Below are 24,878 nucleotides of genomic sequence, written 5' to 3' on the forward strand. Positions count from 1 at the left end.
AGCGTTGTGCCACCCTCCCCTGGAGGGGGAGGGTAAGAAAGGGCCAGCGTCTTCACACATGACGGAGGCCGGTCGCTCGGCTAGATTACCCTCACAACAACAAGAGAATTGTCCGGGAGGACAGGCGTGCACCAGGGACGTGTCGTTTTCGGCGCGATCGAGGAGGTCGTTTTCGGCCATCCTGCGGCCGGCGCCATCGTCGCGCAGATGGACCGGCTGGGAACGCGCCGCGCCTTCCTGATGGTCTCGGGCACGCTGAACCGCCAGACCGACGAGATCACCAAGATCAGGGACGCACTGGGCCCACGCTGCGCCGGGCTGTTCGACGCTATGCCGGCGCACACGCCGCGCGAGGCGGTGATCGCGGCCACCCTTGCGGCGCGTGAGGCGGGTGCCGACCTGATCGTCACCGTGGGCGGCGGCTCGATCACGGACGGGGCCAAGGCGGTGCAACTCTGCCTCGCCAACGGCGTTGACGATATCGAGGGCATCGAGCGCATCCGCGTGCACAAGGGTGTCACGCCCGAAATGACGGCACCGACGGTACGCCAGGTGAGCGTGCCGACCACGATTGCTGGCGGCGAGTTCAGCGCGTTCGCCGGCGTCACCGACCGCAGCACGCATGTGAAGCAGATGCTGCGGCATCCGCTCACGGTGCCGCGTGCGACCATCCTCGATCCCGCCATCACCGTGCACACGCCGGAATGGCTGTTCCTCTCAACCGGCATCCGCGCCCTCGATCATTGCGTCGAGGCGATCTGCTCGCGGGAGACCCATCCTTACGCAGACGCGCATTCGGTGAAGGGCCTCGCCATGCTCGCCGACGCGCTGCCGCGGGTGAAGGCCGATCCTTCCGATCTCGATGCGCGGATGGATGCGCAGATCGGCACCTGGCTGTCGATGGGCGCGCTCGCGGCCGGCGTTCCCATGGGCGCAAGCCACGGCATCGGTTACGTATTGGGCGGGGCCTTCGACGTGCCGCATGGCTACACCTCCTGCGTCATGCTGCCGGCGGTGATGCGCTGGAACGCGCGCGACAATGCCGAGCGGCAGATGATCGTGGCGGCCGCCATGGGTTTTCCCGGTCACAACGCCGCCGACGTGCTCGATGCCTTCATCCGCTCGCTCGGCATGCCGCGCAGCCTGTCGGAGGTGCACGTGTCGCCGGAGCATTTCGAGACAATCGCCGAGCAGGCGATGCGCACGAACTGGATCCCGCGCAACCCGCGCAAGATCGGCGGCCCCGCCGACATCCGCGAAATCCTGTCTCTCGCCGCTTAGTTCACAGCCGGAGGATTGATGTTCCCAGGTCACCATGCCCGACTGCGCCCGCTCCAGCCCGCCTTCATCATGGCGGCGACCGGCGAAGCCGTCACCTATCGCGAGCTCGACGCGCGGAGCAATCGCCTCGCGCATCTATTCCGCAAGCACGGCTTGAAACGGCTCGACCACTACTCGATCTTCATGGAGAACAATTCGCGCTACCTCGAGGCCTGCGGCGCGGGCGAGCGCTCCGGGCTGTACTACACCTGCATCAACTCGTTCCTGACGCCGGGCGAGCTCGCCTATCTCCTCGTCAACAGCCAGTCGAAGATTTTGATCACCTCGACGGCGAAGCTCGCCATCGCGCGCGAGGCGATCGAGGCCTGTCCCGATATCAAGCTTTGCATTGTCGCCGACGGCCCGGGCGAGAGCGACCGCATCGTCGGCCTTGCCGAGGTGACCGCCGATCTGCCGAAGACGCCGATCGCGGATGAACGGCTCGGCACCGCCATGCTCTATTCGTCGGGCACCACCGGGCGGCCGAAGGGAATTCTGCGGCCATTGCCGGAGGAGCCGCCGAAGCACAATCTGCCGCTGTTCGAGTTCCTGACGAAGCTTTGGCACTACCGCGAGGGCATGGTCTATCTGTCGCCGGCGCCGCTCTATCACTCCGCACCGCAAGCGGCCGTGAACCTCACGATCCGCATGGGCGGCACCGTGATCATCATGGAGAGCTTCGATCCGGAACGCTATCTCCAGCTCGTCGAGCAATGGGGCATCACCCACACCCAGCTGGTGCCGACGATGTTTTCGCGGATGCTGAAGCTGCCGGAGGAGGTGCGCGGCCGCTACGACCTCTCCTCGCTGGAGATCGCGATCCACGCCGCCGCGCCCTGCCCCGCCCTGGTCAAGGACGACATCATCAAATGGTGGGGGCCGATCATCCACGAATATTACGGCGCCACCGAGGGCCTCGGCTTCACCGCCTGCAACAGCGAGGAATGGCTTAGCCACCGCGGCACCGTCGGCAAGGTGCTGCTCGGCGACCTCCACATTCTCGACGAGAACATGCAGGCGTGCCCGACCGGCACGCCGGGCCAGGTGTGGTTCAAGACCGGATCGCCGTTCGAATATTTCAACGACCCGGAGAAGACGAAGGAGGCGCGCTCGGCCGACGGCAGCATGAGCACGGTCGGCGATGTCGGCTATGTCGACGCCGACCGCTTCCTCTACCTCACCGACCGCGCGACCTTCATGATCATCTCCGGTGGCGTGAACATCTACCCGCAGGAATGCGAAAATCTGCTGATCACCCACCCGAAGGTCGCGGATGCCGCGGTGTTCGGCGTGCCCAATCCCGATCTCGGCGAAGAGGTGAAGGCCGTCGTGCAGCCGATGCCCGGAATCGTGCCGGGGCCAGCGCTCGCCGAGGAGCTGATCGCGTTCTGCGGCCAGTCGTTATCGCGGCAGAAGACGCCGCGCTCGGTCGATTTCGAGAAGGAATTGCCGCGCCTGCCAACAGGCAAGCTGTACAAGCGGCTGCTGCGGGACCGGTATTGGGGGAACAAGACGTCAAGGATCGTGTGAGGGGCGTTCGCTGGCTTTGCGCGAGAGGCATAAGGCCCGCCGCCATCTCCGGTGTCGTCCTGGCGAAAGCCAGGACCCATACCGCGTGATCCATCGATTGCGGTCGGTATTCGTACCGAGCGACCAATCTTCGCCAAACGCCCCCTTGGGGTAATGGGTCCTGGCTTTCGCCAGGACGACGACGCGGATGGAGCTACGAACATCATCCTCAGAGGAACTTCACTTCGCACCTGCACTCTCACATAGTGAGAGAGCGAAACCTGCGGCCTTCCGTCATCCGAATTGTCGAGAGATCAGACGGCCTTACCCGTTGCCTCGCTCCACCTGCCTCGCTATCGTCCTGACAAACAGGCCACAAATGGCCGATGTCCAGGGAGGACGAGGATGCGGAGCGTGCAGGCGCTTGCCGCGACGGCGGCGCTATCTTTGCTGGCGTTTTCGACCATCACGTTCGCCGGCGAGCCCAAGCAGGAACCCAAGCAGGGCGGTATCCTGCGGATGTATCACCGCGACAGTCCGGCAAATGCGTCCATCCTCGAAGGCGCGACCTATTCGGTCAACGTGCCGTTCATGGGGGTCTTCAACAATCTCGTCATCTACGACCAGCACATCGCGCAGAACAGCCCCGATACCCTCAGGCCGGAGCTGGCCGAGAGCTGGTCCTGGAGCAGCGACAACAAGAAGCTGACGTTCAGACTTCGCCAGGGCGTCAAATGGCATGACGGCAAGCCGTTCACGTCGGCGGACGTCAAATGCACCTTCGATCTGCTGATGGGCAAATCGCAGCAGAAGCTGCGGCAGAATCCGCGCAAGACCTGGTACAATGAAGTCAACGACATCACGCCCAACGGCGATTTCGAGATCTCCTTCGACCTGAAGCGGCCCCAGCCATCGCTGCTGGCGATGCTCGCCTCCGGTTACACGCCGATCTATCCCTGCCACGTCTCGCCGGCGGACATGCGAACCCATCCGATCGGGACCGGGCCGTTCAAATTCGTCGAGTTCAAGGCCAATGAATCCATCAAGCTGACCCGCAATCCCGACTATTGGCGGAAGGGCCGGCCCTATCTCGACGGCGTCGAGTACACGATCATTACGAACCGCTCGACCGCGATTCTCGCCTTCGTCGCCGGCAAGTTCGACATGACGTTCCCGACGCACATCACCATCCCGCTCCTCAAGGACATCAAATCGCAGGCGCCGAACGCGACTTGCGTCGTCGAGCCGACGAACGTCTCGACCAATATCATCGTCAATTCGACCTCCGCCCCGTTCGACAACATCGACATTCGGCGCGCGATGGCGATGGCGCTCGACCGCAAGGCCTTCATCGACATCCTGTTCGAAGGCCAGGCCGACGTCGGCGGCACCATGCTGCCGCCGCCGCAGGGAATCTGGGGCATGCCCAAGGACAAGCTGGAAACCATTCCGGGCTATGGCCGAGACGTAAACGCGAATCGGGAAGAAGCAAAGAAGCTGATGCAAAAGGCGGGCTACGGCCCCGAGAAGCATCTCGCGGTAAAGGTCTCGACGCGCAATCTCGCTGAATATCGCGACCCCGCGGTGATCCTGATCGACCAGCTCAAGAGCATCTTTATCGACGGCGAGCTCGACGTCGTGGAAACCGCGAACTGGTTCCCGAAGGTCGCGCGCAAGGACTATATGCTCGGCCTCAACCTGACCGGCAACTCCGTCGACGATCCCGACCAGTCCTTCTACGAGAATTATTCCTGCGGTTCCGAGCGGAACTATACCAATTACTGCAACAAGGAGATCGAGAAGCTGTTCGATGTTCAGTCGCAGGAGACCGACGTCAAAAAACGCAAGCAGCAGGTTTGGGAGATTGACAAGAAGCTGCAGGAGGACGTCGCCCGCCCCATCATCTTCCATGCGCGGGCCGGTACCTGCTGGCAGCCCTATGTCAAGGGAATGACGATCATGTCGAACAGCTCCTACAACGGCTTCAGGTACGACGACGTGTGGCTCGACAAGTAGCGGCAGGCTGAAGACGAGCGGCTCGCGGAGGGCGAAGGATGTTTGCCTATCTGGTGCGACGTCTGTTCCTGATGCTCGTGACCCTGTTCGGGATCTCGATCGTCATATTCTTCCTGCTGCGTATCGTGCCCGGCAACATCGTCGACATCCTGTTCGCCGCCGCCGGCTACGTCGACCCCGCCGACAAGGTCGATCTCGAGAAACAACTCGGCATCGACCAGCCCCTGATCGTGCAATATCTGCACTGGATCGGCGGTTTGCTGCGCGGCGATCTCGGCTACTCCTACGTCTCCGAGAAGCCGGCGCTGCAGGAGATTCTGCCGCGGATCCCCATCACCGCGCGGCTCGCCGGCCTGGCGCTGCTGTTCTCCGCATCGATCGGCATTCCCCTGGGCGTCATCAGCGCGGTGAAGCAGGGTACAAAGCTCGATTACGCCTTGCGCGTCGTCAGCCTCAGCGGATTGTCGCTGCCCTCGTTCTGGCTCGGCCTGCTGATTCTCACCGCGTCGGTGGCGATGTTCAACCAGATGCCGATCTTCAATCCGAATCCGCAGACCTGGCTCGAGGCCTTCGCTACCTATGCCGTTCCGGCCGCCGCCGTCGGCTTCCGCAGCGCGGCGCTGACCATGCGCATCACGCGATCCTCGATGCTGGAAGTGCTCCGGCAGGATTATATCCGCACCGCGCGCGCGAAGGGCGCCTCCGACGCCGCCGTGAACTATCACCACGCGCTGAAGAACGCGATCCTGCCCGTCATCACCGTGATCGGTATCGAGGCGGCGTTCCTGATCGGCGGCCTGATCGTCACCGAGACCGTGTTCAACATCCCCGGCGTTGCCCGCTTCCTGGTCGAGGCGATCCGCTGGCGCGATTATCCGATCGTGCAGAACCTCGTGATGCTGATCGCGGTGGTGGTGGTGAGCGCGAATTTCATCGTCGACATGCTCTACGCGGTGTTCGACCCGCGCATCAGGTACACGGATTAGGAGAGCCGCTTGGCCGCGATCGACTTTGACGTTGAACTGAGACGCGCCGGGGCGCATGCGACCGGCGGCTGGCGGCGCGTGCTGTTCCTGGCCCAGCGGCACGTGCTGGGCGCGGCCGGGCTCATCATCATGACCGTGTTCGTGCTCACCGCGATCTTCGCCGACTTCATTGCGCGCTATGATCCCCTGACCGTCGATGCCGCCCGTGCGCTGGCTCGTCCGAGTTGGGCGCACTGGATGGGCACGGACTCCTTCGGCCGAGACGTGTTCAGCCGCATCATCCACGGCGCGCGAATTTCGCTCGCTGTCGGCATCGGCTCGACCGCGCTCGGCGGCACCATCGGCGTCATCGTCGGTCTCACCTCCGGCTATCTCTCCGGCTGGGTCGATCTGGTGTTCCAGCGCGTCTCCGACGTGCTCCAGGCGCTGCCGCTGCTGGTGCTGGCACTGGTGATGACCGCCGCGCTTGGACCGTCGCTGCCGAACGTGATCCTCGCCATTGCCATTCCGCTGATCCCGACGGTGGCCCGCGTCATCCGCGCCAACACGCTGGCGCTGCGCGAGCTGCCTTTTATCGAAGCCGCCAAGTCGATCGGCATGAGCGAGGTGCGCATCGCGCTGCGCCACGTGCTGCCGAATACGCTGGCGCCGCTGATCGTTCTCGCGACCGCCCAGCTCGGCTCGACCATCCTCACTGAGGCGTCCCTCTCCTTCCTCGGCCTCGGCATCCCCGAGCCTTATCCGTCATGGGGCCGCATGCTCTCGGAATCCGCCGCCGAATATGTCCGCACCGCACCGTGGCTGGTGATCTTCCCGGGCATCGCCATCAGCCTCGCCGTGTTCGGCGCCAATCTGTTCGGTGACGCGCTGCGCGACATCCTCGATCCCAGGCAGCGCGGCTGATGACGAAAAGCCCAGAACTCGTGCTCGAAGTGAAGAACCTGAAAACGGTGTTCTTCACCAATTCCGGCCTGTTCAAGGCCGTCGACGACGTCTCCTTCACCGTGAAGCGCGGCGAGACGCTGGCGATCGTCGGCGAATCCGGCTGCGGCAAGAGCGTCACCGCACTGTCCCTGATGCGGCTCGCGCCCGATCCGCCCGGCCGCATCGTCAGCGGTTCGATCTCGCTCGAAGGCACCGATCTGCTGGCGCTGGATGAAGCAGAGATGCGCAGGATCCGGGGCAATCGCATCTCCATGATCTTCCAGGAGCCGATGACCTCGCTCAATCCGGTGATGCGGATCGGCGACCAGATCGCCGAGGCCGTTCGGCTGCACCGGAGCATCTCGTCGAAGGAAGCGCAGAACATCGCGGTCGAGATGCTGCGGCTGGTGCGTATCCCCGAGCCGGCGCGGCGTGCACGCGAGTATCCGCATCAACTCTCCGGCGGCATGCGCCAGCGCGCCATGATCGCGATGGCGCTGGCGTGCCGGCCGGCGCTGTTGATCGCGGACGAGCCGACCACCGCGCTCGACGTCACCATTCAGGCGCAGATCCTGACGCTGATCCTCGATCTCCAGAAGGAGCTCGGCACCGGCCTCGTCCTCATCACGCACGATCTCGGCGTGGTCGCACAGACCGCGCAGCGCGTCATCGTGATGTATGCGGGCCGAAAGGTCGAGGAAGCCAGCGTCGAGGCGCTGTTCGCCGCACCGAAACATCCCTACACGCGCGGACTGATGGCCTCGATCCCGGCCGTCCCTGCATCCGGCGTGCCGGCACAGGCGCGCTTGAACGAAATTCCGGGCACTGTGCCCTCGCTGGTGCGGCTGCCGCAGGGCTGTGCCTTCGCGCCGCGCTGCAAGCTCGCGATCAAGCGCTGTGAGGCGGAATATCCGCCGCTTGCGGATTGGGGCGGCGGCCATCTCGCCGCCTGCTGGCGCGCGGAAGAAGTCGCGGAGGTGGCATGACCGAGGCGCTGCTCGAAGTCACCGACCTCAGGAAGCACTACCCGGTGCGCGCCGGCGTCTTGCGGCGGCAAGTCGGCACCGTGCATGCGGTGGATGGCGTCTCGTTCTCGCTCGGCGCCGGCGAGACGCTGGGCCTTGTCGGCGAATCCGGCTGCGGCAAGTCGACGGTGGCGCGCAGCGTGCTGCGGCTGGTCGAGCCGACCTCGGGACAAATCCGTCTCGATGGCGAGGACATCACGCATCTGTCCAAGACGGCGCTGCGACCGCATCGCCGCGACATGCAGATCGTGTTCCAGGATCCGTTTGCCTCGCTCAACCCGCGTATGACCGCGGGCGACATCGTCGGCGAGCCGCTGGCCGTGCACGGGATCGCAAGCGGCAAGGAGTTGGAGACGCGGGTCGCAAAGCTCTTTGAACAGGTCGGCCTGCGGCCCGATCAGATGCGCAATTTCCCGCATCAATTCTCCGGTGGCCAGCGCCAGCGCATCTGCATCGCGCGGGCGCTCGCGCTCGAGCCGCGCCTGATCGTCTGCGACGAGCCGGTCTCCGCGCTCGACGTCTCGATCCAGGCGCAGGTGATCAACCTCCTGATCGACCTGCAACGCCAGCACGGCTTCTCCTATCTCTTCATCGCACACGACCTTGCCGTGGTCGCGCATATCAGCCACCGCGTCGCCGTGATGTATCTGGGCCGCATCGTCGAGATCGCCGACAAGGACGAGTTGTTCCGCAACCCGCGCCACCCCTACACACAGGCGCTGCTCGCCTCCGTGCCGATCGCCAATCCGCTCGCGAAGAAGCTCGCGCCGCTGGTGGATGGCGACGTGCCGAGCCCGGTCAATCCACCCTCCGGCTGCGCGTTTCACACGCGCTGCCGGTTTGCGATGGATCGATGCAAGGCGGAGCGGCCGGCGCTGGTGGAAGCCGGCGATGGCCATCAGGTGGCGTGCTTGCTCAACGACGGGACGGGGCGGGGCAACGCGATCTCGTAGAGACTGGATTGCTTCGCCGCGCTCGCAATGACGGACGGAGCGGCTACCCCGCCCCGATTTCCGCGACGATCCTGCCCGTCGTCACCTGCTCACCTTCCGCGACGTCGATCGCGGCAACCACACCGTCGATGCCGGCCTTGTGGACGTGCTCCATCTTCATCGCTTCCAGCGTCAGCACCGCCTGGCCGGCAGTGACGCGGTCGCCCGGTTTGACGAGGACGGCGACGACGCGGCCGTTCATGGCGGCGCGCACCTTGCCGTCGCCGCCATTGGCTGCGGCGGCCTTCGGCGCGGCAAGGGTGAGGTCGGTGACCGCAAGCAGAATGCCGCGATGCTGGAGGTAGAGACGGTCGCCGTCGCGCAGGAATTTTGCGCTGTCCGTGACGCCGTCATGGCGGAAGCGGATCGCGTCGGCATCGAGCTGGTCGATCTCGAACCTGTCGCGACGGCCGTCGGTGGCGACGGTGTAGCTGCCATCGCGCTCGCGGGTGATGTCGAGCTCGTGCGCGTGGCCTGCGATCTCGATTTTCACCGGCAGCGGAAAGGTGGCGGCGAGACTGCGCCCGCCCTGCCAAGACGGCGCGCGCGGGTTCGTGACGTAGAGCAGCAGCCCCGCCAAAGCCGTATCGAAGGCCGCGTCCGCACGCGGCGCCAATAGCTCATCGCGATGCGCGCCGATGAAGGCCGTCGTCGCCTCACCCTTGGCGAAGCCGGAGTGGCGCAGGCACGACATCAGGAACGCCTGGTTGGTGGTCACGCCAAAGGCCGTGAGCTGTTCCAGGCCGACGATCAGCCGCGCTCTCGCCTCCTCGCGGCTCGCGCCGTGGCTGATGACCTTGGCGATCATGGAATCGTAGAAGGGCGGAATCTCCGAGCCCGATTGCAGCGCGTGCTCGACGCGAATGCCGTCTGGCACCTGCCAGCGCGCCATGCGGCCGGACTGCGGCATGAAATCCTGCGCGGCATCTTCCGAGCACAGCCGCACCTCGATGGCGTGACCGGAGAACTTGATGTCCTGCCGCTTTATCGGCAGCGGCTCACCGCGCGCGACGCGCAGTTGCAACTCGACGAGATCGAGCCCGGTGATGGCCTCGGTCACGGGATGCTCGACCTGGAGACGCGTGTTCATCTCCATGAAGTAGAATTCGCCGTTTTCGTCGAGCAGGAACTCCAGCGTGCCCGCGCCCTCGTAGCGCAGCGCTTTCACCGCGGCGACCGCGACCTCGCCCATTTTTGCGCGCAGCTCCGGCGTCACGGCGGGTGACGGCGCTTCCTCGATCAGCTTCTGATGCCGCCGCTGCACCGAGCAGTCGCGCTCGCCGAGATGGATGGCATTGCCGTGGCTGTCGCCGAACACCTGGATCTCGATATGGCGCGGGTTCTGGATCGCGCGTTCGAGGATCACCGTGGGATCGCCAAACGCAGCCTTCGATTCCGACCGCGCGCTGCGCAGCGCATCCGCGAACGAAGCAGCGTCCGTGACAAGCCGCATGCCGCGGCCGCCGCCGCCGGCGACCGCCTTGATCATCACGGGGAAGCCGATCTTTTTGGCTTCTGCGAGCATGACCTCATCGCCCTGGTCGGCGCCCTGATAGCCGGGCACGCAGGGCACGCCGGCCTTCTTCATGATCTCCTTGGCGCCGGCCTTGTTGCCCATCGCCTCGATCGCCTGCGGCGACGGGCCGATGAAGACGAGGCCGGCATCCTTGCAGGCTCTCGCAAAATCCTCGTTCTCGGCGAGGAAGCCATAGCCGGGATGCACAGCGTCCGCGCCGCTCGCCTTTGCGGCGGCAATGATCGCGGGGATGTTGAGATAGGATTGCGCCGGCAAGGCTTCGCCGATGCGCACGGCCTGGTCGGCCTGCTTGACATGAAGCGCATCGCGATCCGCATCGGAATAGACCGCGACGACGCCGAGGCCGAGCCGCCGCGCGCTGAGCATCACGCGCAGCGCGATCTCGCCGCGATTGGCGACCAGAACCTTGAAAAACGGCCGGTGCTGCACTGATCCGTTCCTCATGGGCGGGCCACCGAGAATTGCATGCGCTGGGGAGTCCGCGCGTCGCCCTCGCGGCAGATCGCGAGCACTTCGGACAACACCGCGCGGGTGTCGCGCGGATCGATCACGCCGTCGTCGAGCACGCGCGCGCTGGTCGAGAATACGTCCATCTGGCCGTCGAACACGCCAACAATCTGCGCCTTCATGGCATCCAGCTTGTCCTTCTCGATCGGCTTGCCGCGGCGAGCGGCGGCCGCCTCCGTCACGATCGCCATGGTCTCGGCGGCCTGCTCGCCGCCCATCACCGCGGTCTTGGCATTCGGCCAGGAGAAGCAGAAGCGCGGATGGAAGCCGCGGCCGCACATGCCGTAATTGCCGGCGCCGAACGAGGCGCCGCAATAGATGGTGATCTGCGGCACCGTCGCCGACGTCACCGCCTGGATCATCTTCGAGCCGTGCTTGATCATGCCGGCTTCTTCGTAAGATTTGCCGACCATGTAGCCGGTGGTGTTGTTGAGATAGAGGATCGGCGTGCGGGTCTGGCAACAGGCCTGAATGAAATGCGTCGCCTTGTTGGCGCCGGCGGGATCTAGCGGGCCGTTGTTGGTGATGATGCCGATCGCCTGGCCCTCGATACGGGCATGGCCGCAGACGGTGGCCGGGCCGTAATTCGGCGCCATCTCGGTGAAATCGGAATCGTCGACGATGCGGGCTATCACCTGCTTCATGTCCACGGTGCGCTTGTGGTCCATCGGCATGATGCCGAGCAGCTCGTCCTGATCGTAGCGCGGCGGCTTGAATGGCGCGGCCGCCCTGCCCGGCCGTTCCCATTCCAGCGCGGCCATAATTTCGCGCGCGATGCGCAAGGCATCGCGGTCGTCCTCGGCGAGGTAATCACCGAGGCCGGAGATTTGCGTGTGCATCTCGGCACCGCCGAGCTCTTCCTCGGTCGCGATCTCGCCGGTCGCGGCCTTCAGCAGCGGCGGCCCAGCGAGGAAGGCGCGGGTACGGCCGCGCACCATGACGATGTAGTCGGACAAGCCGGTCTGGTAGGCGCCGCCCGCGGTCGACGAACCGTGCGTCACGGTGACGACCGGCAGGCCTGCCGCCGAAAGCCGCGCGAGATTGCGGAAGATGTTGCCGCCGCGGACAAAGTCCTCGACGCGGTAGCGCAGCAGATTGGCGCCGGCGCTTTCGACCAGCTGGACGTAGGGCAGCTTGTTCTCCAGCGCGAGCTCCTGCACCCGCAGCGTCTTGTCGAGGCCGTAAGGCTGCAGCGCGCCGGCGTCGATGCCGGAATCACTGGCGCTGACCATACAGCGGATGCCGGACACAAAACCGATGCCGGCGATGACGCCGCCGCCGGGCACGCTCTTGTTCGGATCGGGCACGTCGAACATGTAGCCGGCGAGCGTCGACAGCTCGATGAAGGGCGCACCGGAATCGAGCACCAGCGCCACGCGCTCGCGCGGCAGCAGCTGCCCGCGCTTGTGGAAGCGATCCTTCGCAGCCGCCGACGCAGCGCGCGTGCGCTCTTCCAGCGCGCGCATGCGGTCGATCAAGGCGAGCATGCCATCGCGGTTGGCATGGTAGGCGGCGCTGCCGGGGGAGATGGTGTTTTCGAGAATGGACATGACTCTATCCTACCCGTCATTGCGAGGAGCAAAGCGACGAAGCAATCCAGTCTGTTTCCGCGGATGCACTCTGGATTGCTTCGCTGCGCTCGCAATGACGACTGAGGCTACGTTCAGCGATTCGTCCCAAAGATCTTCCGCGCCTCGGCGGGGCTCGCGATCTCACGGCCCGCACGCCTTGCGCAGGCGGCGATGGCCTCGATCAGCTGGCCGTTCGACGTCACCTTCTTGCCGTCGGCGAGATAGAAGGCGTCCTCGAGACCGGTGCGCAGGTGACCGCCGAGCTCGGCGCAGCGCTGGTGCAGCGGCCAGATCTCTTCGCGGCCGATGGCGGTGACCTGAAACTGCGCTTCGGGCCGCTTCAGCTTGATCAGGATCGGCAGCAGCTCCGGGTCCGCGGGCATTCCCGAGGCGACGCCCATCACAAAATTATATTCGAGCGGACCTTTGTACATGCCGACCTGGCGGTACATACCGACGCAGCGGACGATGCCGACGTCGAAACACTCGAACTCGGGAATGGTGCCGACCGCGTTCATGACGTCGAGATAGTCCTTCACCTTCTCGACCGCGTTGTCGAACATCATCGGCGGCCAGGCCCAGGTATTGTCGGCCTTCACCTTCAGGTAATTCAGCGAACCGGCGTTGCAGGCCGCGATCTCCGGCCTGGTCTCGCGGATGCAATCGAGCGCGCCGCTGTAGTTCGGTCCTGATACGCCCGAGGTGTGGTTGATGATGACGCCGGGGCAGGCTTCGCGGATCGCCTGCTGGATTTCCTTGCTGACGCTGACCTCCCAGGACGGCAGATGTCCCTTGTTGGGCGCCTGCTGCCGAAGGTGAATGTGCATGATGGACGCGCCGGCATCGAACGCAGCCTTGGCCTCGCGCGCCATCTCTTCCGGCGTAACCGGCACGTTGTGCTGCTTCGGGTCGGTGAGCACGCCGTTCAGCGCGCAGGTAATGACGGCCTTGTCGCTCATGCCTTGGATATCTCGCACGTTGAGAATTCAACGCTTGCGATCATGTGACGGGCGGCATGTGGCTTCTTGCGCGGAGAAGCTGAAAAAAACGACGAATTCGTAGGGTGGGCAAAGGCGCTCTTGCGCCGTGCCCACCATCATTCCGACATTTGGCAAAGATGGTGGGCACGCTTGCGCTTTGCCCACCCTACGAGAACGAACCTAACTCGCCTCCGCGAGCCGCACCGTCTCGGTGCTGCGATAGATCGCAAGGTCGCGCGAGCCGACGAAGATCGCGCGCGGCTTCAATCCGTAGAAGCGGCGGATCGAGTGGCTGAAATGCGTGCTGTCGGGATAGCCGATGTCCTGCGCGAGATGGGCTAGGTTGAGGTCCTGGTTGGCGAAGTGCAGCAAATGCCGCGCGCGCTTCCAGGCGCGGAAGGAACGGAACGAGATGCCGGTCTCCTCCTTGAACAGGTGCAGGAAGCGCGAGGCCGAGAGCCCCGCTTCGGCTGCACATGTATCGGCCGTCACCGGCTCACCGGAGAAGCGCCCGATGCGGGCGACCGCGCGGGTCACGCGCGGGTCAAGCACGCGGCGCCGCAGTGCCTCGCCAAAACACATCTCGTCGAATTCGGCGGTGGTGATGTCGCCGTAGCGGCGGTGCCGCAGCAGTGCATAAGCGGCCAGAATCTTGCGGGCGTAAACCGCCCTGTCCGGCCCGGTGAGCCGCTCCGCCAGGGCTTCGATCACGCCGTCCGGCATGCTCTCGGGCTCAAGCGTGACGCTGATTGCGGTGCGGTAGTCGCTGGCAATGGAGTGCCGCTGGTTCGGCAGGGTGACGAACAGTTCGCCGGTGGCGAGGGTGTCGTCGATGGTCAGATGCAAATTACCCTTCACCGCGACATAGACATGGCAGCAGCCGGGGGTCCGCTTGCGGGGGCGGCCGAGCAGGCCGGCGTAAAAGACCCGCTCCGGCGTGATCAGCATCAGATGGTCGGATTCGCGACCCTTATCTTCCATTGGCGGTCCTCCTCGCGCGGCTCTCTGGCCGCTGCGGACGGGGGTCACCTTAGCGGAAATTTGGGCGCTGTCACGACGGGATAGCGCTGTCATGAAAACACGTGCAGTCGTTCCGGGGAGGTCCGAAGGACCGAACCCGGAACCTCGAGATTCTCAGGCGCGCAATTGCGCACCAGAGTTCACGCTTCGCGTGCCCCGGGAATGACGGCACACTTCCCTACGCCCGCACCCTGGGCGCTACATTCTGCTCTTTCCCAGCCTTTTGCTCCGCAGCAACGGCGCGCTTGAAGCCGTCGCGCCGTTGCAGGCGTGCCCAATAGGCTGCGACATTTGGCCCAAAGTCCTTGGCGAGCCCGATGCTGTCGGCGAGGCGGAGAGCGTAACCGATGACAATGTCAGCAGCGGTGAAGCGGCCGGCGCACAAGGTTTCGGCATTCGCCGTCGCTGCCTCGACGGCGCGCAGCCGGCCCAGAAACCATTTGGCGTAGTCGGTCGCGACCTGCGGATTGCGGCGCTCCTCCGGCTCGAGCTGGGTGTATCTGAGCACCAGCGTTTGCGGGAAGGTTAACGTGGCATCGCTGAAATACATCCAGTTCAGGAACGCGCCATAGGCGGGATCCTCCGGCCCGACCATCAGCGGCGTCGGGCCGTGCTTGACGCCGAGATAGTGGCAGATGCCGGAGGACTCCGTCATCTTGGTCTCGCCGTCGACCATGAAGGGAATCGTGCCCAGCGGATTGAGCGCGAGGTATTCCTTGGCAAAGACCCGCGGCGGGAACGGCAGCATCTTCAATTCGTAAGGAAGCCCCATCTCCTCCAGCATCCAGAGCGGGCGGAACGAGCGCGCGGCGTCGCAGTGGTAGAGCGTGATCATCAAGAACTTCCTTTGCTGCCGGGCAGCGTACCCATCATCTTGCACAGGACCATCAGCATGACCTCGTCGGCACCGCCGCCTATCGAGGTCAGACGGCTGTCGCGATAGGCGCGGCTGACCGGCGTCTCGTTGGTAAAGCCCATTCCGCCCCAATATTGCAAGCAGGCGTCGGTGAGTTCGCGGCCGAGCCGGCCGGCCTTCAGCTTGGCCATGGTCGCGAGCTTCGTCACATCCTCGCCGGCGACCAGTTGCTCGCCGGCGCGATAGATCAGCGCGCGCAGCAACTCGACCTCGGTCTGCATCTCCGCGAGCTTGAAGTGGACGACCTGGTTGTCGAGGATGCTCTGGCCGAACGCCTTGCGGTTGCGGGTGTATTCGATGGTCTCGTTGATGATGTATTCGTGCGCCTTCAGGCAGGCGGCCGCGCCCCACAGCCGCTCCTCCTGGAACTGGATCATCTGGTAGGTGAAGCCCTTGCCCTCCTCGCCGATCCGGTTGCGCTTGGGGACGCGGACATTGTCGAAGAAAATCTGCGCAGTGTCCGATGAGCGCATGCCCATCTTGTCGAGCTTGCGGGCGACGGTCACGCCCTTGCTCTTCATGGGCACGCAGATCAGCGATTTGTTGCGGTGAACGGGACCATCGCCGGTGTTGGCGAGCAGGCAGATCCAGTCGGCCTGGGTGCCGTTGGTGATCCACATCTTGCCGCCGTTGATGACGTAATCGTCACCGTCCGAGCGCGCATTGGTCTTGATCGATGCGACGTCAGAGCCTGCGCCCGGCTCGGAGACGCCGATGCAGGCGACATAGTCGCCGGAGATCGAGGGGCTGAGGAATTCGCGCCGCACCTCGTCGGAGCCGAACCGCGCCAGCGCGGGCGTCGCCATGTCGGTCTGCACGCCGATCGCCATCGGCACGCCGCCGCAGGTGATGGCGCCGAGTTCCTCCGCCATCATCAGCGCGTAGGAGTAATCGAGGCCGGAGCCGCCGAACTCGACCGGCTTGTTCAGCCCGAGGAAACCGAGGCTGCCCATCTTCTTGAACAGCTCATGCGCCGGGAAGATGTCGGCCTTCTCCCATTCATCGACATGAGGATTGATCTCGTTCGCGATGAATTTTTGCAGGGAGCGGCGGATGTCGTCGTGGTCGGCGGTGAATAGCATTGTGTCAGCTCAGCTCTCGGTATCTCTGATGTGTTCGTCATGGCCGGGCTTGTCCGGGCCATCCACGCCTTCGTCTCCCGGCAGCAAGAACGTGGATGCCCGGGACAAGCCCGGGCATGACGACGGAGGCCTTCACAACCCCATCTGTCTCGACGCCAGATCCTTCATGATCTCCTCGGTGCCGCCGCCGATGGCATTGACCTTGACCTCGCGATAGATGCGCTCGGCCTTGATGCCGCGCATGAAGCCGGCGCCGCCGAAGATCTGCACCGACTCCGAGGCGCAGAACGCCATGGTCTGCGTTGCCTGGTTCTTCATCATGCATATCTCGGCGACCGGGCTCTCGCCCTGCTCGAGCCGCCAGGCCAGCATCTCCAGCATCGCCTGACTTGCCGCGACCTTCTGCGCCATGTCCACGATCTTGTGGCGGATGACCTGATGCTGCGCGAGCGGCTTGCCGAAGGTCTTGCGCTCCTTGGCATAGGCGATCGCTTCATCGAGGCAGACGCGGGCGAAGGCGGTGCAGCTCGCCGCCATGCCCATGCGCTCGCTGTTGAAATTCTGCATGATGATCTTGAAGCCCTGCCCCTCCTCGCCGATCAGGTTCTCGGCCGGCACACGGCAGTCGTCGAAATGCAGCGTCGCGGTGTCGGAGGCCCACCAGCCCATCTTCTTCAGCTTCGTTCGCGACAGGCCGGGCGTCTCGCCCTCGATCAGGAGCAGACTGACGCCACCGGCGCCATCGCCGCCTTTACGCACGGCAACGGTCAGATAATCGGCGCGCACGCCCGAGGTGATGAACGTCTTCTCGCCGCTCACGACGTAGTGATCGCCGTCGCGCCGCGCGCGGGTGCGAAGGCCCGCGACATCGGAGCCGCCGCCCGGCTCGGTGATCGCGAGCGCGGAGATCTTTTCGCCCGAGAGCACTTGCGGCAGCACGCGTGCCCTAACCTCGGGGCGCGCCGCGCGCGCGATCGGCGGCGAGCCGATGGTGTGGCTCATCAAGCTCGCGCTGACGCCGCCGGCCCCTGCCCGCGCCAATTCCTGGCTGGCGACGATCTTCATGAACTGGTCGGCGGCGATCCCGCCATATTCCTCGGGAAATCCAAGCCCCAACAGGCCGATCTCGGCCGCCTGGCGATAGAGCGCACGCGGGAATTCGCCGGCTTCGTCCCATTCATGGGCGAACGGCGCGATCTCCTTCTCGACGAAGCGGCGCATGACGTCGCGGAAGGCGTCATGCTCGGCGGTATAGAACGGGCTCTTCATCGCATGCTCGCCTCACAGACGGATTCGTCTCGCCCACCATGGCCGGAACATCGGCGGCTCACTTGCGCAGAGTGGCTGACCACGGAACCTCTCGGGCGCAGGCGATCACCTAGCAACTCAACGCAAGACGATTTTCGCTCCTCGCAGGCCAACTCCGCATAAAAAAAGACATGATGCACAAACTCCGGCTGGCCTCCATGGCCACGCCGGGCTTGGTGCACGGCAACAGGATTGCGGGCGGCACGAGACCGCCGAGGGAGGAATTTTGGCCGTTCGCTATTACGACTGGATCGTTCATCATGGCCGCCGCACGCCTGATAAGGTCGCGGTGATCGACCTCGCGAGCGAGCGCCGCTTCACCTATGCGCAGCTGGACGCCCGCGTCTCGCGCCTCGCCTCGTTCCTGCGCCACGCGCTGAACGTCTCACGCGGCGACCGCGTGGCAGTGCTGGCGCTGAACACGACCGATACGCTGGAGGTGCAGTTCGCCTGCGGCCGCCTCGGTGCGATCTTCGTGCCGCTGAACGCCCGCCTCACCGTTCCCGAGCTCCAGTTCATCACCGCCGATTGCGCGCCGAAAGTGATGATCCACGACACCGAGCTCGCCGAGACGGCTCTGAGCGTCGCAAAGCTCTGCGGTATCACGACCAGCCTGCTGCTCGGCCCCGGCGGGTTCTATGAGGCCGGCATCGCCGCTGCAAAGCCGCTCGAGCGAATCGAGGAGGTCACGCTCGATGACGTCTCGACCATCATGTACACATCCGGCACGACGGGCCATCCGAAGGGCGCGACCATCACCCATGGCATGACCTTCTGGAATTGCGTCAATCTCGGCGGCCCCGCCTGCATCGGACCGTCCTCGGTGCTGCTCACCGTGCTGCCGCTGTTCCACACCGGCGGGCTGAATTGCTACACCAATCCCGTGCTGCATGCCGGCGGCACCGTGATGATCATGCGCGCCTTCGATCCCGGCACCGCGCTCGGCCTGATCAATGATCCCGCGCAGGGCATCAACGTGTTCTTCGGCGTGCCCGCGATCTACCAGTTCATGGCGCAGCACCCTGCTTTCGCGACGACCGATCTCGGTCGCCTGATCGTCGGCGGGGTCGGCGGCGCACCGATGCCGGTGCCGCTGCTGAAAGTGTGGGAGGCGCGCGGCGTCGCGCTTCAGCAGGGCTACGGCATGACCGAGACCTCGCCGGCCGTGCTGGTGCTCGACCGCGAAGACGCAGCCCGGAAGGCTGGCTCCGCCGGCAAGCCGGTGCTGCACACCGAGGTGCGCATTGTCCGGCCCGACGGCAGCGACGCCGATGTCGGCGAACTCGGTGAGCTCTGGGTTCGGGGGCCGAACATCACGCCCGGCTACTGGAACAGGCCGGAGGCGAACAAGGCCTCCTTCACCGACGGCTGGCTGCACACCGGCGATGCCACGCGCGTCGATGAAGAAGGCTTCTACTACATCGTCGACCGCTGGAAGGACATGTACATCTCGGGCGGGGAGAACGTCTATCCGGCCGAGGTCGAGAACGTACTGCATCAGCTCACCGCGATCGCGGAAGCCGCCGTGATCGGCATGCCCGATCCGCAATGGGGCGAGGTCGGCCTTGCCATCGTCGCGGTCAAGCCGGGACAAAGGCTGACGGAAGCCGATGTCTTTGCGCACTGCGCGGCCAATCTGGCGCGCTTCAAATGCCCGCGCCAAATCCGCTTCGTCGATGCGCTGCCACGCAATGCCACGGGCAAGATCCACAAGCCGACCTTGCGCAAGGAATATTCGGTCACCTCCGAGGTCGACATGAAAGTCGCCAACGCCTGATCAAAGCGCCCCTCTCGCGGGCGCTTTTTCCTTTTTGAAGTGCCTGCTCCAACCCACAAGACATCAAAGGAATTTCCATGAAGAACAAGAAACTCGCCCTGCTCGCCGCAGCAACGGCCCTGACATTGCTTTCGGTCCAAGGCGCTTACGCGCAGAAGAAATACGACACCGGCGCCAGCGACACCGAGATCAAGATCGGCAATGTCGAGGCCTATTCCGGCCCGGCTTCCGCCTACGGCGTCATCGGCAAGATCGAGGAAGCCTATTTCAAGATGATCAACGATCAGGGCGGCATCAACGGTCGCAAGATCAACTGGATCTCCTATGACGACGGCTATTCGCCGCCCAAGACCGTGGAGCAGGTCCGCAAGTTGATCGAGAGTGACGAGGTGTTCCTGGTGTTCAACGCGCTGGGCACGCCGACCCAGACCGCCGTGCAGAAATATCACAATTCCAAGAAGGTGCCGCAGCTGTTCCTCGCCACCGGCGCCAGCAAGTGGAATGACCCGAAAGGCTTCCCCTGGACCATGGGCTTTCAGCCGAGCTACCGGGTCGAGGCACGGATCTTCGCGAAGTATATTTTGCAGGCCAAGCCCGATGCCAAGGTTGCGATCTTCTATGCCAATGACGATTTCGGCAAGGACTACGTCGCCGGCATCAAGGAGATCTTCGGCGACAAGGCGTCCTCGCTGATCGTCGCGGAGGAAAGCTACGAAACCACCGAGCCGTCGGTCGACTCCCACATCGTCAAGCTGAAGGGCACCGGCGCCAACGTCTTCGTCAACATCTCGACGCCGAAATTCGCGGCACAGGCGATCAAGAAGATCGCCGAACTCGAATGGAAGCCGATGCATGTGATGACCGACGTGTCGATCTCGATCGGCGCGGTCATGCAGCCCGCCGGCCTCCAGGCCTCAGAAGGCGTGCTGTCGGCGACCTATCTGAAGGACGCCTCCGACCCGCAATGGAAGGACGACGACGGCATGAAGAAGTTCCTGGCCTTCATCGACAAGTACATGCCGGGCGCCAATGTCTCCGACACCAATATCGTCTACGGCTACGCCGCCGCACAGACCCTGGTCCAGACGTTGAAGCAGTGCGGCGACGACCTGACGCGGGAGAACGTGATGAAGCAGGCCGCGAGCCTGAAGGATTTTGCGCCGGACACGCTGATTCCCGGCATCAAGATCAACACCGGCGCCAACGATTTCGCTCCGATCGAGCAGCTCAAGATGATCCGCTTCAAGGCCGGTCAGTGGGAGCTGTTCGGCGATATCATCAGCGCCGAGACCGGCGGCTAGCTCGGGGCGATCGGCCTTACCCAGGAGATAGCGGCCGAGAGGCCGCTATCTCTTTATCTGGGTCACCGAGGTGAGCCTATCCCGGCAGGAACAGCGCGAACGGCTCCTCGACCGTGCGGCGCAGATGCTTTCGATACAAAGCATGATTGGCGTCGTCGGGCGCGACGCGGCCCAAAGACGGCTTCGGGACGTTTCTGAGCGGCACATAGGCGATCGGCGCCGCGATCGGCGTGAGCTGCGAGCCAGGGCCGGCGCGGAGCGTCGAGATGATGCCGTACATCTCGCCGGCAACCGTCGGCCGCGACACCGTGATCACGCGGTGCTGACCATGCTTGATGATGACGAGGTAGATGAAGCCGGACTGGTGGGGGACGGCGACCTCGCCGGTGTGCTCATAGGCGGCATCGGTCCGGTCGCCCTCGCGAAAGACCAGCGCAGAGACTTTTGGCTCCCAGGCGATCTCGGTGCGGTAGGCGAAGATCGCGTCCTTGTCGCCGAATGACGGCCGCAGCGTGATGTAGACGTCCTCGAGCCAGGTCACCGCGCGATGCGCATAGGAGCCGAGGCTGTCGGGCGCGACATCGTTTGTGGCTGGAGGCGCCATCACGACGGCGCTTTTGCGCAAGGAGACGCCCAGAGCCTGCTCCAGCCGGACCGTCGTCGCCAGCGTGAACGGCCGCCGGCCGCCGAGCACCTTCTCCAGCGTCGACAGGCTGAGCTTGGCCTGTTCGGCCAGCGCCTGCCGGGAGATCCGGCGGCGGGCGAGCTCCTCGCGAATGGTCTCCGCGATCTCGCGGCTCTGTTCGTCCGAAAGCTGCTTGTCGGTATCCTGCGTCTGCATCGTGACCCTGCCTTGGAAGCGCCAGTCTAGCAGGGCGGACAAACCAGCACAAAACCGCACTTGGCCGCCTGGGAGGTGGCGCGCCCGGCCAGGCGCGGCGGAACATTGCCGATCATTCTGCTCGCGGAATCCGGCCATTCCGACGGATGCTCACCATCGTCAAACACCCTTCGGGAGCAGGCCAAATGGACAATTACGACGCGGTCGACCGCAACGAACACCCCTGGCTGGGCAGACTGATCGTGGTCGGCGTGTTCCTTCTGGCGCAGGGCATCGCCGTGATGCTGGTCGCCTTCGTGGCTCTGCTGGTGAGCTTTGAGCCGGGCTGGTCGGCGACGACGGAGCAGGCCAGCCTGCTGCAGCCCGGCGACGCCAAATCCGGCACTCTCCTCCTCAAGGAAGACGGCGCCACCACCGAGGCGATCCGCCTCGGCACCGACGTCGATATCACGGTGTCCGGGCCGACGCTGCGCGCCCGTGTCACGCAACTGTTCCGTAACCCGACCAAGGACTGGGTCGAGGCAACCTATGTCTATCCGCTTCCCACCGGCGGCGCCGTCGATACGCTGAAGATGGTGGTCGGCGATCGCGTCATCGTCGGCGACATCAAGGAGCGGCAGCAGGCGCGCGTGATCTACGAGCGGGCGCGCCGCGACGGGCAGAAGGCCGCGCTCACCGAGCAGGAGCGGCCGAACATCTTCACCAACTCGGTCGCCAATATCGGCCCCGGCGAAACCGTGCTGGTACAGATCGAATATCAGGAGCCGGTGCATCAATCCGGCAACGAATATTCGCTGCGCCTGCCGCTGGTGGTCGGGCCGCGCTACAATCCGGCCCCGATCGTGCAGAGCGTCGACTTCCGCAACGACGGCTCGGGTTGGGGCGCAACCACGTCAGACCCGGTGCCGGACCGCGACCGCATCTCGCCGCCCGTGCTCGATCCCGCCTGGCATGCGCCCGTGAATCCGACCAGCATTACGGTGCGCCTGAAGGCCGGCTTTGCGCTCGGCGAAGTCAAGAGCCATCACCATAACGTCAAGATGGAAAGCCCGGACAATGCGGCGCGCGTCGTCACGCTGGCCGATGGCGCTGTGCCTGCCGACCGCGATTTCGAGCTGACCTGGAAGCCGGCTGCCGCGAAGGCACCGTCGGTCGGCCTGTTTCGCGAGCGTGTCGGCGATGCCGATTACCTGCTCGCCTTCGTCATCCCGCCGAGCGCCGAGCAGGCGACGCAGAAGCCCTTGCCGCGCGAGGTCGTGTTCGTAATCGACAATTCCGGCTCGATGGGCGGCACCTCGATCATCCAGGCCAAGGCCAGCCTGCTTTACGCCCTTGGCCGCCTCCAGCCGAGCGACCGTTTCAACGTGATCCGCTTCGACGACACCATGGACGTGCTGTTTCCGGCTTCCGTGCCGGCGGACGCCACGCATGTCGGCGAAGCCACTTCTTTCGTCGGTGCCCTCCAGGCGCGCGGCGGCACCGAGATGGTGCCGGCGATGCGCGCGGCGCTGAACGACAGGATCAGTGACAGCAACATTGTTCGCCAGGTCGTGTTCCTGACCGACGGAGCGATCGGCAACGAACAGCAATTGTTCGAGAGCATCACGGCGATGCGCGGCCGCTCGCGCATCTTCATGGTCGGCATCGGCTCCGCGCCGAACACCTATCTGATGACGCGCGCCGCCGAACTCGGCCGCGGTGCCTTCACCCATATCGGCTCCGTCGAGCAGGTCGAGGAGCGCATGCGCGACCTGTTCGCCAAGCTGGAAAATCCGGCGGTGACCGGCCTCACCGCGAAATTCTCCGAGGCCAAGGCCGACGTCACCCCGGCGATCATTCCCGACGTCTATCGCGACGAGCCGCTGGTGCTGGCGGCAAAACTCGACAAGCTCGCCGGCTCGCTCGAGATCAAGGGACGCGTCGGCGACCGTCCGTGGTCGGTGACGCTGCCGCTGCAAAACGCAGCCGAAGGCAAGGGCCTGTCGAAGCTGTGGGCCAAGCGTAAGATCGGCGATGCCGAAGTGGCGCGCAGCATGCGCGAGATGACGCCCGAAGACTCCGACAAGGCGATCCTGGCGCTAGCGCTCGACCATCAGATCGTCACGCGGCTGACCAGCCTCGTCGCGGTCGACAAGACCCCGAGCCGTCCCGAAGGCGAGCCGCTCAAGCTCAGCGAGTTGCCGATCAACCTGCCGGCTGGCTGGGATTTCGCAAAGGTGTTCGGCGAACGGCCGCAGGTACCGGGAAAACTGCGCGAACGCCATGCCGACGCGCGCAACCAGCCGGCTACAAGGCGGCCGACACCCGCCGCGCCCGATGCGATCCGCCTGCCCAAGACTGCAACCTCGGCCGGGCTGAAGATGATCGCAGGTCTCGTCCTGATCGTGCTCGCCCTGATCCTGTTCGTGTTCAACCGACGTCAGACCTTGCTCACTGACGCCGCTTGAGAGAGGAGCCCCCCGAACTCCTCTGTTAGCGCGCGCGGCTGCCCGTCCCACACCAACGGCCGCGCGCGCCTTTTTTGATCGTCATTGCGAGGAGCGAAGCGACGAAGCAATCCAGACTGCCGCCGTTGAGACAGTCTGGATTGCTTCGCTTCGCTCGCAATGACGGGAGACGAACCACAATGCTTCGCATCATCTCTCCCTTGTCCCTGGCCCTGATCGGCCTCATCCTGTTCGGCGACGGCGCCTACATCCATGCCAAGGCGTGGCTCGCGCAGGTGCTGCTGGAGCGCGCGTTCGACAGGAGCGTCGCGACGGGAGAGGTGGTCAAGCCGTGGTCATGGGCCGACACCTGGCCGGTCGCACGGATCGAGGTGAAGCGGATCGGCGCCAGCGCGATCGTGCTGGACGGCACCAGCGGCCAGGCGCTCGCTTTCGGACCCGGCCATATCGAGCGGACGGTCGATGCCGGCGAACGCGGCGTTGCCGTCTATGCCGCCCATCGCGATACGCATTTCCGCTTCTTGCGGAATGTTGTCATCGGAGATGTCGTCGAGATCACTCGCCGCGACGGCAGGCATTTCCGCTATCGCGCGGTTTCTTCGGCCGTCGTCCGTTTCGACGCATCGGGCATTGATTCCGCGACACAGGATTTCGAGCTCGTGCTCGCGACCTGCTGGCCGTTCGACGCCATTACGTCCGGTCCCGAACGTTATGTCCTGCATGGCGTCCTGATCGGCGCTAATGAATAGCGGCGATGCATCGCTCATTCCATCACGCGGCATACCATGTGGTTGCTACTGCGGAGAACTCGCCATAGAA

Annotated in this window: 19 protein-coding genes; 11 read left to right on the forward strand and 8 right to left on the reverse strand. The window is 64.7% G+C overall.

Annotation, left to right across the window (positions count from 1 at the left end):
• Window positions 1-126: 126 nt before the first annotated feature.
• The 7 genes from RAD15_RS35860 (at window position 127) to RAD15_RS35890 (ending at window position 8,733) form a co-directional block, all read left to right on the forward strand.
• A complete protein-coding gene (locus RAD15_RS35860; RefSeq protein WP_458183434.1) occupies window positions 127-1,281 on the forward strand; it encodes an iron-containing alcohol dehydrogenase in 1,155 nt (384 codons plus the stop codon).
• Between the two features lie 18 nt (window positions 1,282-1,299).
• Window positions 1,300-2,850: an AMP-binding protein gene (locus tag RAD15_RS35865; protein WP_458183435.1), complete on the forward strand. Its 1,551-nt coding sequence runs from the start codon at window positions 1,300-1,302 to the stop codon at window positions 2,848-2,850.
• 384 nt (window positions 2,851-3,234) lie between these two features.
• Window positions 3,235-4,845 carry an ABC transporter substrate-binding protein gene (locus RAD15_RS35870; RefSeq protein WP_458183436.1) on the forward strand — a complete coding sequence of 537 codons (1,611 nt, stop codon included), beginning with the start codon at window positions 3,235-3,237 and terminating at the stop codon, window positions 4,843-4,845.
• A gap of 38 nt (window positions 4,846-4,883) precedes the next feature.
• Window positions 4,884-5,831: an ABC transporter permease gene (locus RAD15_RS35875; protein WP_458183437.1), complete on the forward strand. Its 948-nt coding sequence runs from the start codon at window positions 4,884-4,886 to the stop codon at window positions 5,829-5,831.
• 9 nt (window positions 5,832-5,840) lie between these two features.
• Window positions 5,841-6,734 (forward strand): ABC transporter permease, encoded by an 894-nt coding sequence (locus tag RAD15_RS35880; RefSeq protein ID WP_458183438.1) that lies wholly within the window; start codon window positions 5,841-5,843, stop codon window positions 6,732-6,734.
• Entirely contained in the window at window positions 6,734-7,741 is a 1,008-nt protein-coding gene (locus RAD15_RS35885; protein ID WP_458183439.1) for an ABC transporter ATP-binding protein, read from the forward strand. The genes RAD15_RS35880 and RAD15_RS35885 overlap by 1 nt, the downstream gene beginning before the upstream one ends.
• Window positions 7,738-8,733, forward strand: a complete 996-nt coding sequence (locus RAD15_RS35890) for an ABC transporter ATP-binding protein (protein WP_458183440.1) — start codon at window positions 7,738-7,740, stop codon at window positions 8,731-8,733. The genes RAD15_RS35885 and RAD15_RS35890 overlap by 4 nt, the downstream gene beginning before the upstream one ends.
• 43 nt (window positions 8,734-8,776) lie before the next feature.
• Here the strand turns inward: RAD15_RS35890 and RAD15_RS35895 are convergent, their stop codons facing one another.
• The 7 genes from RAD15_RS35895 to RAD15_RS35925 all read right to left on the reverse strand — a co-directional run bounded on the left by RAD15_RS35895 (window position 8,777) and on the right by RAD15_RS35925 (window position 17,654).
• Window positions 8,777-10,753 (reverse strand): acetyl/propionyl/methylcrotonyl-CoA carboxylase subunit alpha, encoded by a 1,977-nt coding sequence (locus tag RAD15_RS35895; RefSeq protein WP_458183441.1) that lies wholly within the window; start codon window positions 10,751-10,753, stop codon window positions 8,777-8,779.
• Complete coding sequence (locus RAD15_RS35900) at window positions 10,750-12,366, reverse strand: acyl-CoA carboxylase subunit beta (RefSeq protein WP_458183442.1); 1,617 nt, start codon at window positions 12,364-12,366, stop codon at window positions 10,750-10,752. The genes RAD15_RS35895 and RAD15_RS35900 overlap by 4 nt, the downstream gene beginning before the upstream one ends.
• Window positions 12,367-12,479: 113 nt before the next feature.
• Complete coding sequence (locus RAD15_RS35905) at window positions 12,480-13,346, reverse strand: 3-keto-5-aminohexanoate cleavage protein (RefSeq protein WP_458183443.1); 867 nt, start codon at window positions 13,344-13,346, stop codon at window positions 12,480-12,482.
• A gap of 201 nt (window positions 13,347-13,547) precedes the next feature.
• Entirely contained in the window at window positions 13,548-14,348 is an 801-nt protein-coding gene (locus RAD15_RS35910) for a helix-turn-helix domain-containing protein (RefSeq protein WP_458183444.1), read from the reverse strand.
• A 217-nt stretch (window positions 14,349-14,565) separates the two neighbouring features.
• Window positions 14,566-15,222, reverse strand: a complete 657-nt coding sequence (locus tag RAD15_RS35915) for a glutathione S-transferase family protein (protein WP_458183445.1) — start codon at window positions 15,220-15,222, stop codon at window positions 14,566-14,568.
• On the reverse strand, window positions 15,222-16,385 hold the full coding sequence (locus RAD15_RS35920; protein ID WP_458183446.1) for an acyl-CoA dehydrogenase family protein: 1,164 nt from the start codon (window positions 16,383-16,385) through the stop codon (window positions 15,222-15,224). The genes RAD15_RS35915 and RAD15_RS35920 overlap by 1 nt, the downstream gene beginning before the upstream one ends.
• Before the next feature lie 132 nt (window positions 16,386-16,517).
• The gene (locus tag RAD15_RS35925; protein WP_458183447.1) at window positions 16,518-17,654 is read right to left on the reverse strand and encodes an acyl-CoA dehydrogenase family protein; all 1,137 of its coding nucleotides are present in this window, start codon (window positions 17,652-17,654) and stop codon (window positions 16,518-16,520) included.
• Window positions 17,655-17,919: 265 nt separating this feature from the next.
• On the opposite strand from RAD15_RS35925, the gene RAD15_RS35930 reads away from it, so the two are divergent.
• Together RAD15_RS35930 and RAD15_RS35935 are read left to right on the forward strand one after the other, a co-directional pair.
• The gene (locus RAD15_RS35930; RefSeq protein WP_458183448.1) at window positions 17,920-19,470 is read left to right on the forward strand and encodes an acyl-CoA synthetase; all 1,551 of its coding nucleotides are present in this window, start codon (window positions 17,920-17,922) and stop codon (window positions 19,468-19,470) included.
• Between the two features lie 77 nt (window positions 19,471-19,547).
• On the forward strand, window positions 19,548-20,771 hold the full coding sequence (locus tag RAD15_RS35935; RefSeq protein WP_458183449.1) for an ABC transporter substrate-binding protein: 1,224 nt from the start codon (window positions 19,548-19,550) through the stop codon (window positions 20,769-20,771).
• A gap of 76 nt (window positions 20,772-20,847) precedes the next feature.
• Here the strand turns inward: RAD15_RS35935 and RAD15_RS35940 are convergent, their stop codons facing one another.
• A complete protein-coding gene (locus tag RAD15_RS35940) occupies window positions 20,848-21,612 on the reverse strand; it encodes a helix-turn-helix transcriptional regulator (protein WP_458183450.1) in 765 nt (254 codons plus the stop codon).
• A 185-nt stretch (window positions 21,613-21,797) separates the two neighbouring features.
• Here RAD15_RS35940 and RAD15_RS35945 point away from each other — a divergent pair, with 185 nt between their 5' ends.
• Together RAD15_RS35945 and RAD15_RS35950 are read left to right on the forward strand one after the other, a co-directional pair.
• Window positions 21,798-24,059: a marine proteobacterial sortase target protein gene (locus RAD15_RS35945; protein WP_458183451.1), complete on the forward strand. Its 2,262-nt coding sequence runs from the start codon at window positions 21,798-21,800 to the stop codon at window positions 24,057-24,059.
• Window positions 24,060-24,238: 179 nt separating this feature from the next.
• The gene (locus tag RAD15_RS35950; RefSeq protein ID WP_458183453.1) at window positions 24,239-24,808 is read left to right on the forward strand and encodes a class GN sortase; all 570 of its coding nucleotides are present in this window, start codon (window positions 24,239-24,241) and stop codon (window positions 24,806-24,808) included.
• Window positions 24,809-24,878 lie beyond the last annotated feature (70 nt).

The sequence above is a fragment of the Bradyrhizobium sp. 14AA genome (genome assembly GCF_054185205.1).

What these genes read in the sequence shown, in the direction of transcription:
- RAD15_RS35905 (WP_458183443.1), bottom strand. Translation starts at nt 13,346, where the DNA reads ATGAGCGACAAGGCCGTCATTACCTGCGCGCTGAACGGCGTGCTCACC.
- RAD15_RS35925 (WP_458183447.1), bottom strand. Translation starts at nt 17,654, where the DNA reads ATGAAGAGCCCGTTCTATACCGCCGAGCATGACGCCTTCCGCGACGTC.
- RAD15_RS35910 (WP_458183444.1), bottom strand. Translation starts at nt 14,348, where the DNA reads ATGGAAGATAAGGGTCGCGAATCCGACCATCTGATGCTGATCACGCCG.
- RAD15_RS35935 (WP_458183449.1), top strand. Translation starts at nt 19,548, where the DNA reads ATGAAGAACAAGAAACTCGCCCTGCTCGCCGCAGCAACGGCCCTGACA.
- RAD15_RS35940 (WP_458183450.1), bottom strand. Translation starts at nt 21,612, where the DNA reads ATGCAGACGCAGGATACCGACAAGCAGCTTTCGGACGAACAGAGCCGC.
- RAD15_RS35890 (WP_458183440.1), top strand. Translation starts at nt 7,738, where the DNA reads ATGACCGAGGCGCTGCTCGAAGTCACCGACCTCAGGAAGCACTACCCG.
- RAD15_RS35950 (WP_458183453.1), top strand. Translation starts at nt 24,239, where the DNA reads ATGCTTCGCATCATCTCTCCCTTGTCCCTGGCCCTGATCGGCCTCATC.
- RAD15_RS35945 (WP_458183451.1), top strand. Translation starts at nt 21,798, where the DNA reads ATGGACAATTACGACGCGGTCGACCGCAACGAACACCCCTGGCTGGGC.
- RAD15_RS35870 (WP_458183436.1), top strand. Translation starts at nt 3,235, where the DNA reads ATGCGGAGCGTGCAGGCGCTTGCCGCGACGGCGGCGCTATCTTTGCTG.
- RAD15_RS35915 (WP_458183445.1), bottom strand. Translation starts at nt 15,222, where the DNA reads ATGATCACGCTCTACCACTGCGACGCCGCGCGCTCGTTCCGCCCGCTC.
- RAD15_RS35865 (WP_458183435.1), top strand. Translation starts at nt 1,300, where the DNA reads ATGTTCCCAGGTCACCATGCCCGACTGCGCCCGCTCCAGCCCGCCTTC.
- RAD15_RS35885 (WP_458183439.1), top strand. Translation starts at nt 6,734, where the DNA reads ATGACGAAAAGCCCAGAACTCGTGCTCGAAGTGAAGAACCTGAAAACG.
- RAD15_RS35900 (WP_458183442.1), bottom strand. Translation starts at nt 12,366, where the DNA reads ATGTCCATTCTCGAAAACACCATCTCCCCCGGCAGCGCCGCCTACCAT.
- RAD15_RS35875 (WP_458183437.1), top strand. Translation starts at nt 4,884, where the DNA reads ATGTTTGCCTATCTGGTGCGACGTCTGTTCCTGATGCTCGTGACCCTG.
- RAD15_RS35895 (WP_458183441.1), bottom strand. Translation starts at nt 10,753, where the DNA reads ATGAGGAACGGATCAGTGCAGCACCGGCCGTTTTTCAAGGTTCTGGTC.
- RAD15_RS35920 (WP_458183446.1), bottom strand. Translation starts at nt 16,385, where the DNA reads ATGCTATTCACCGCCGACCACGACGACATCCGCCGCTCCCTGCAAAAA.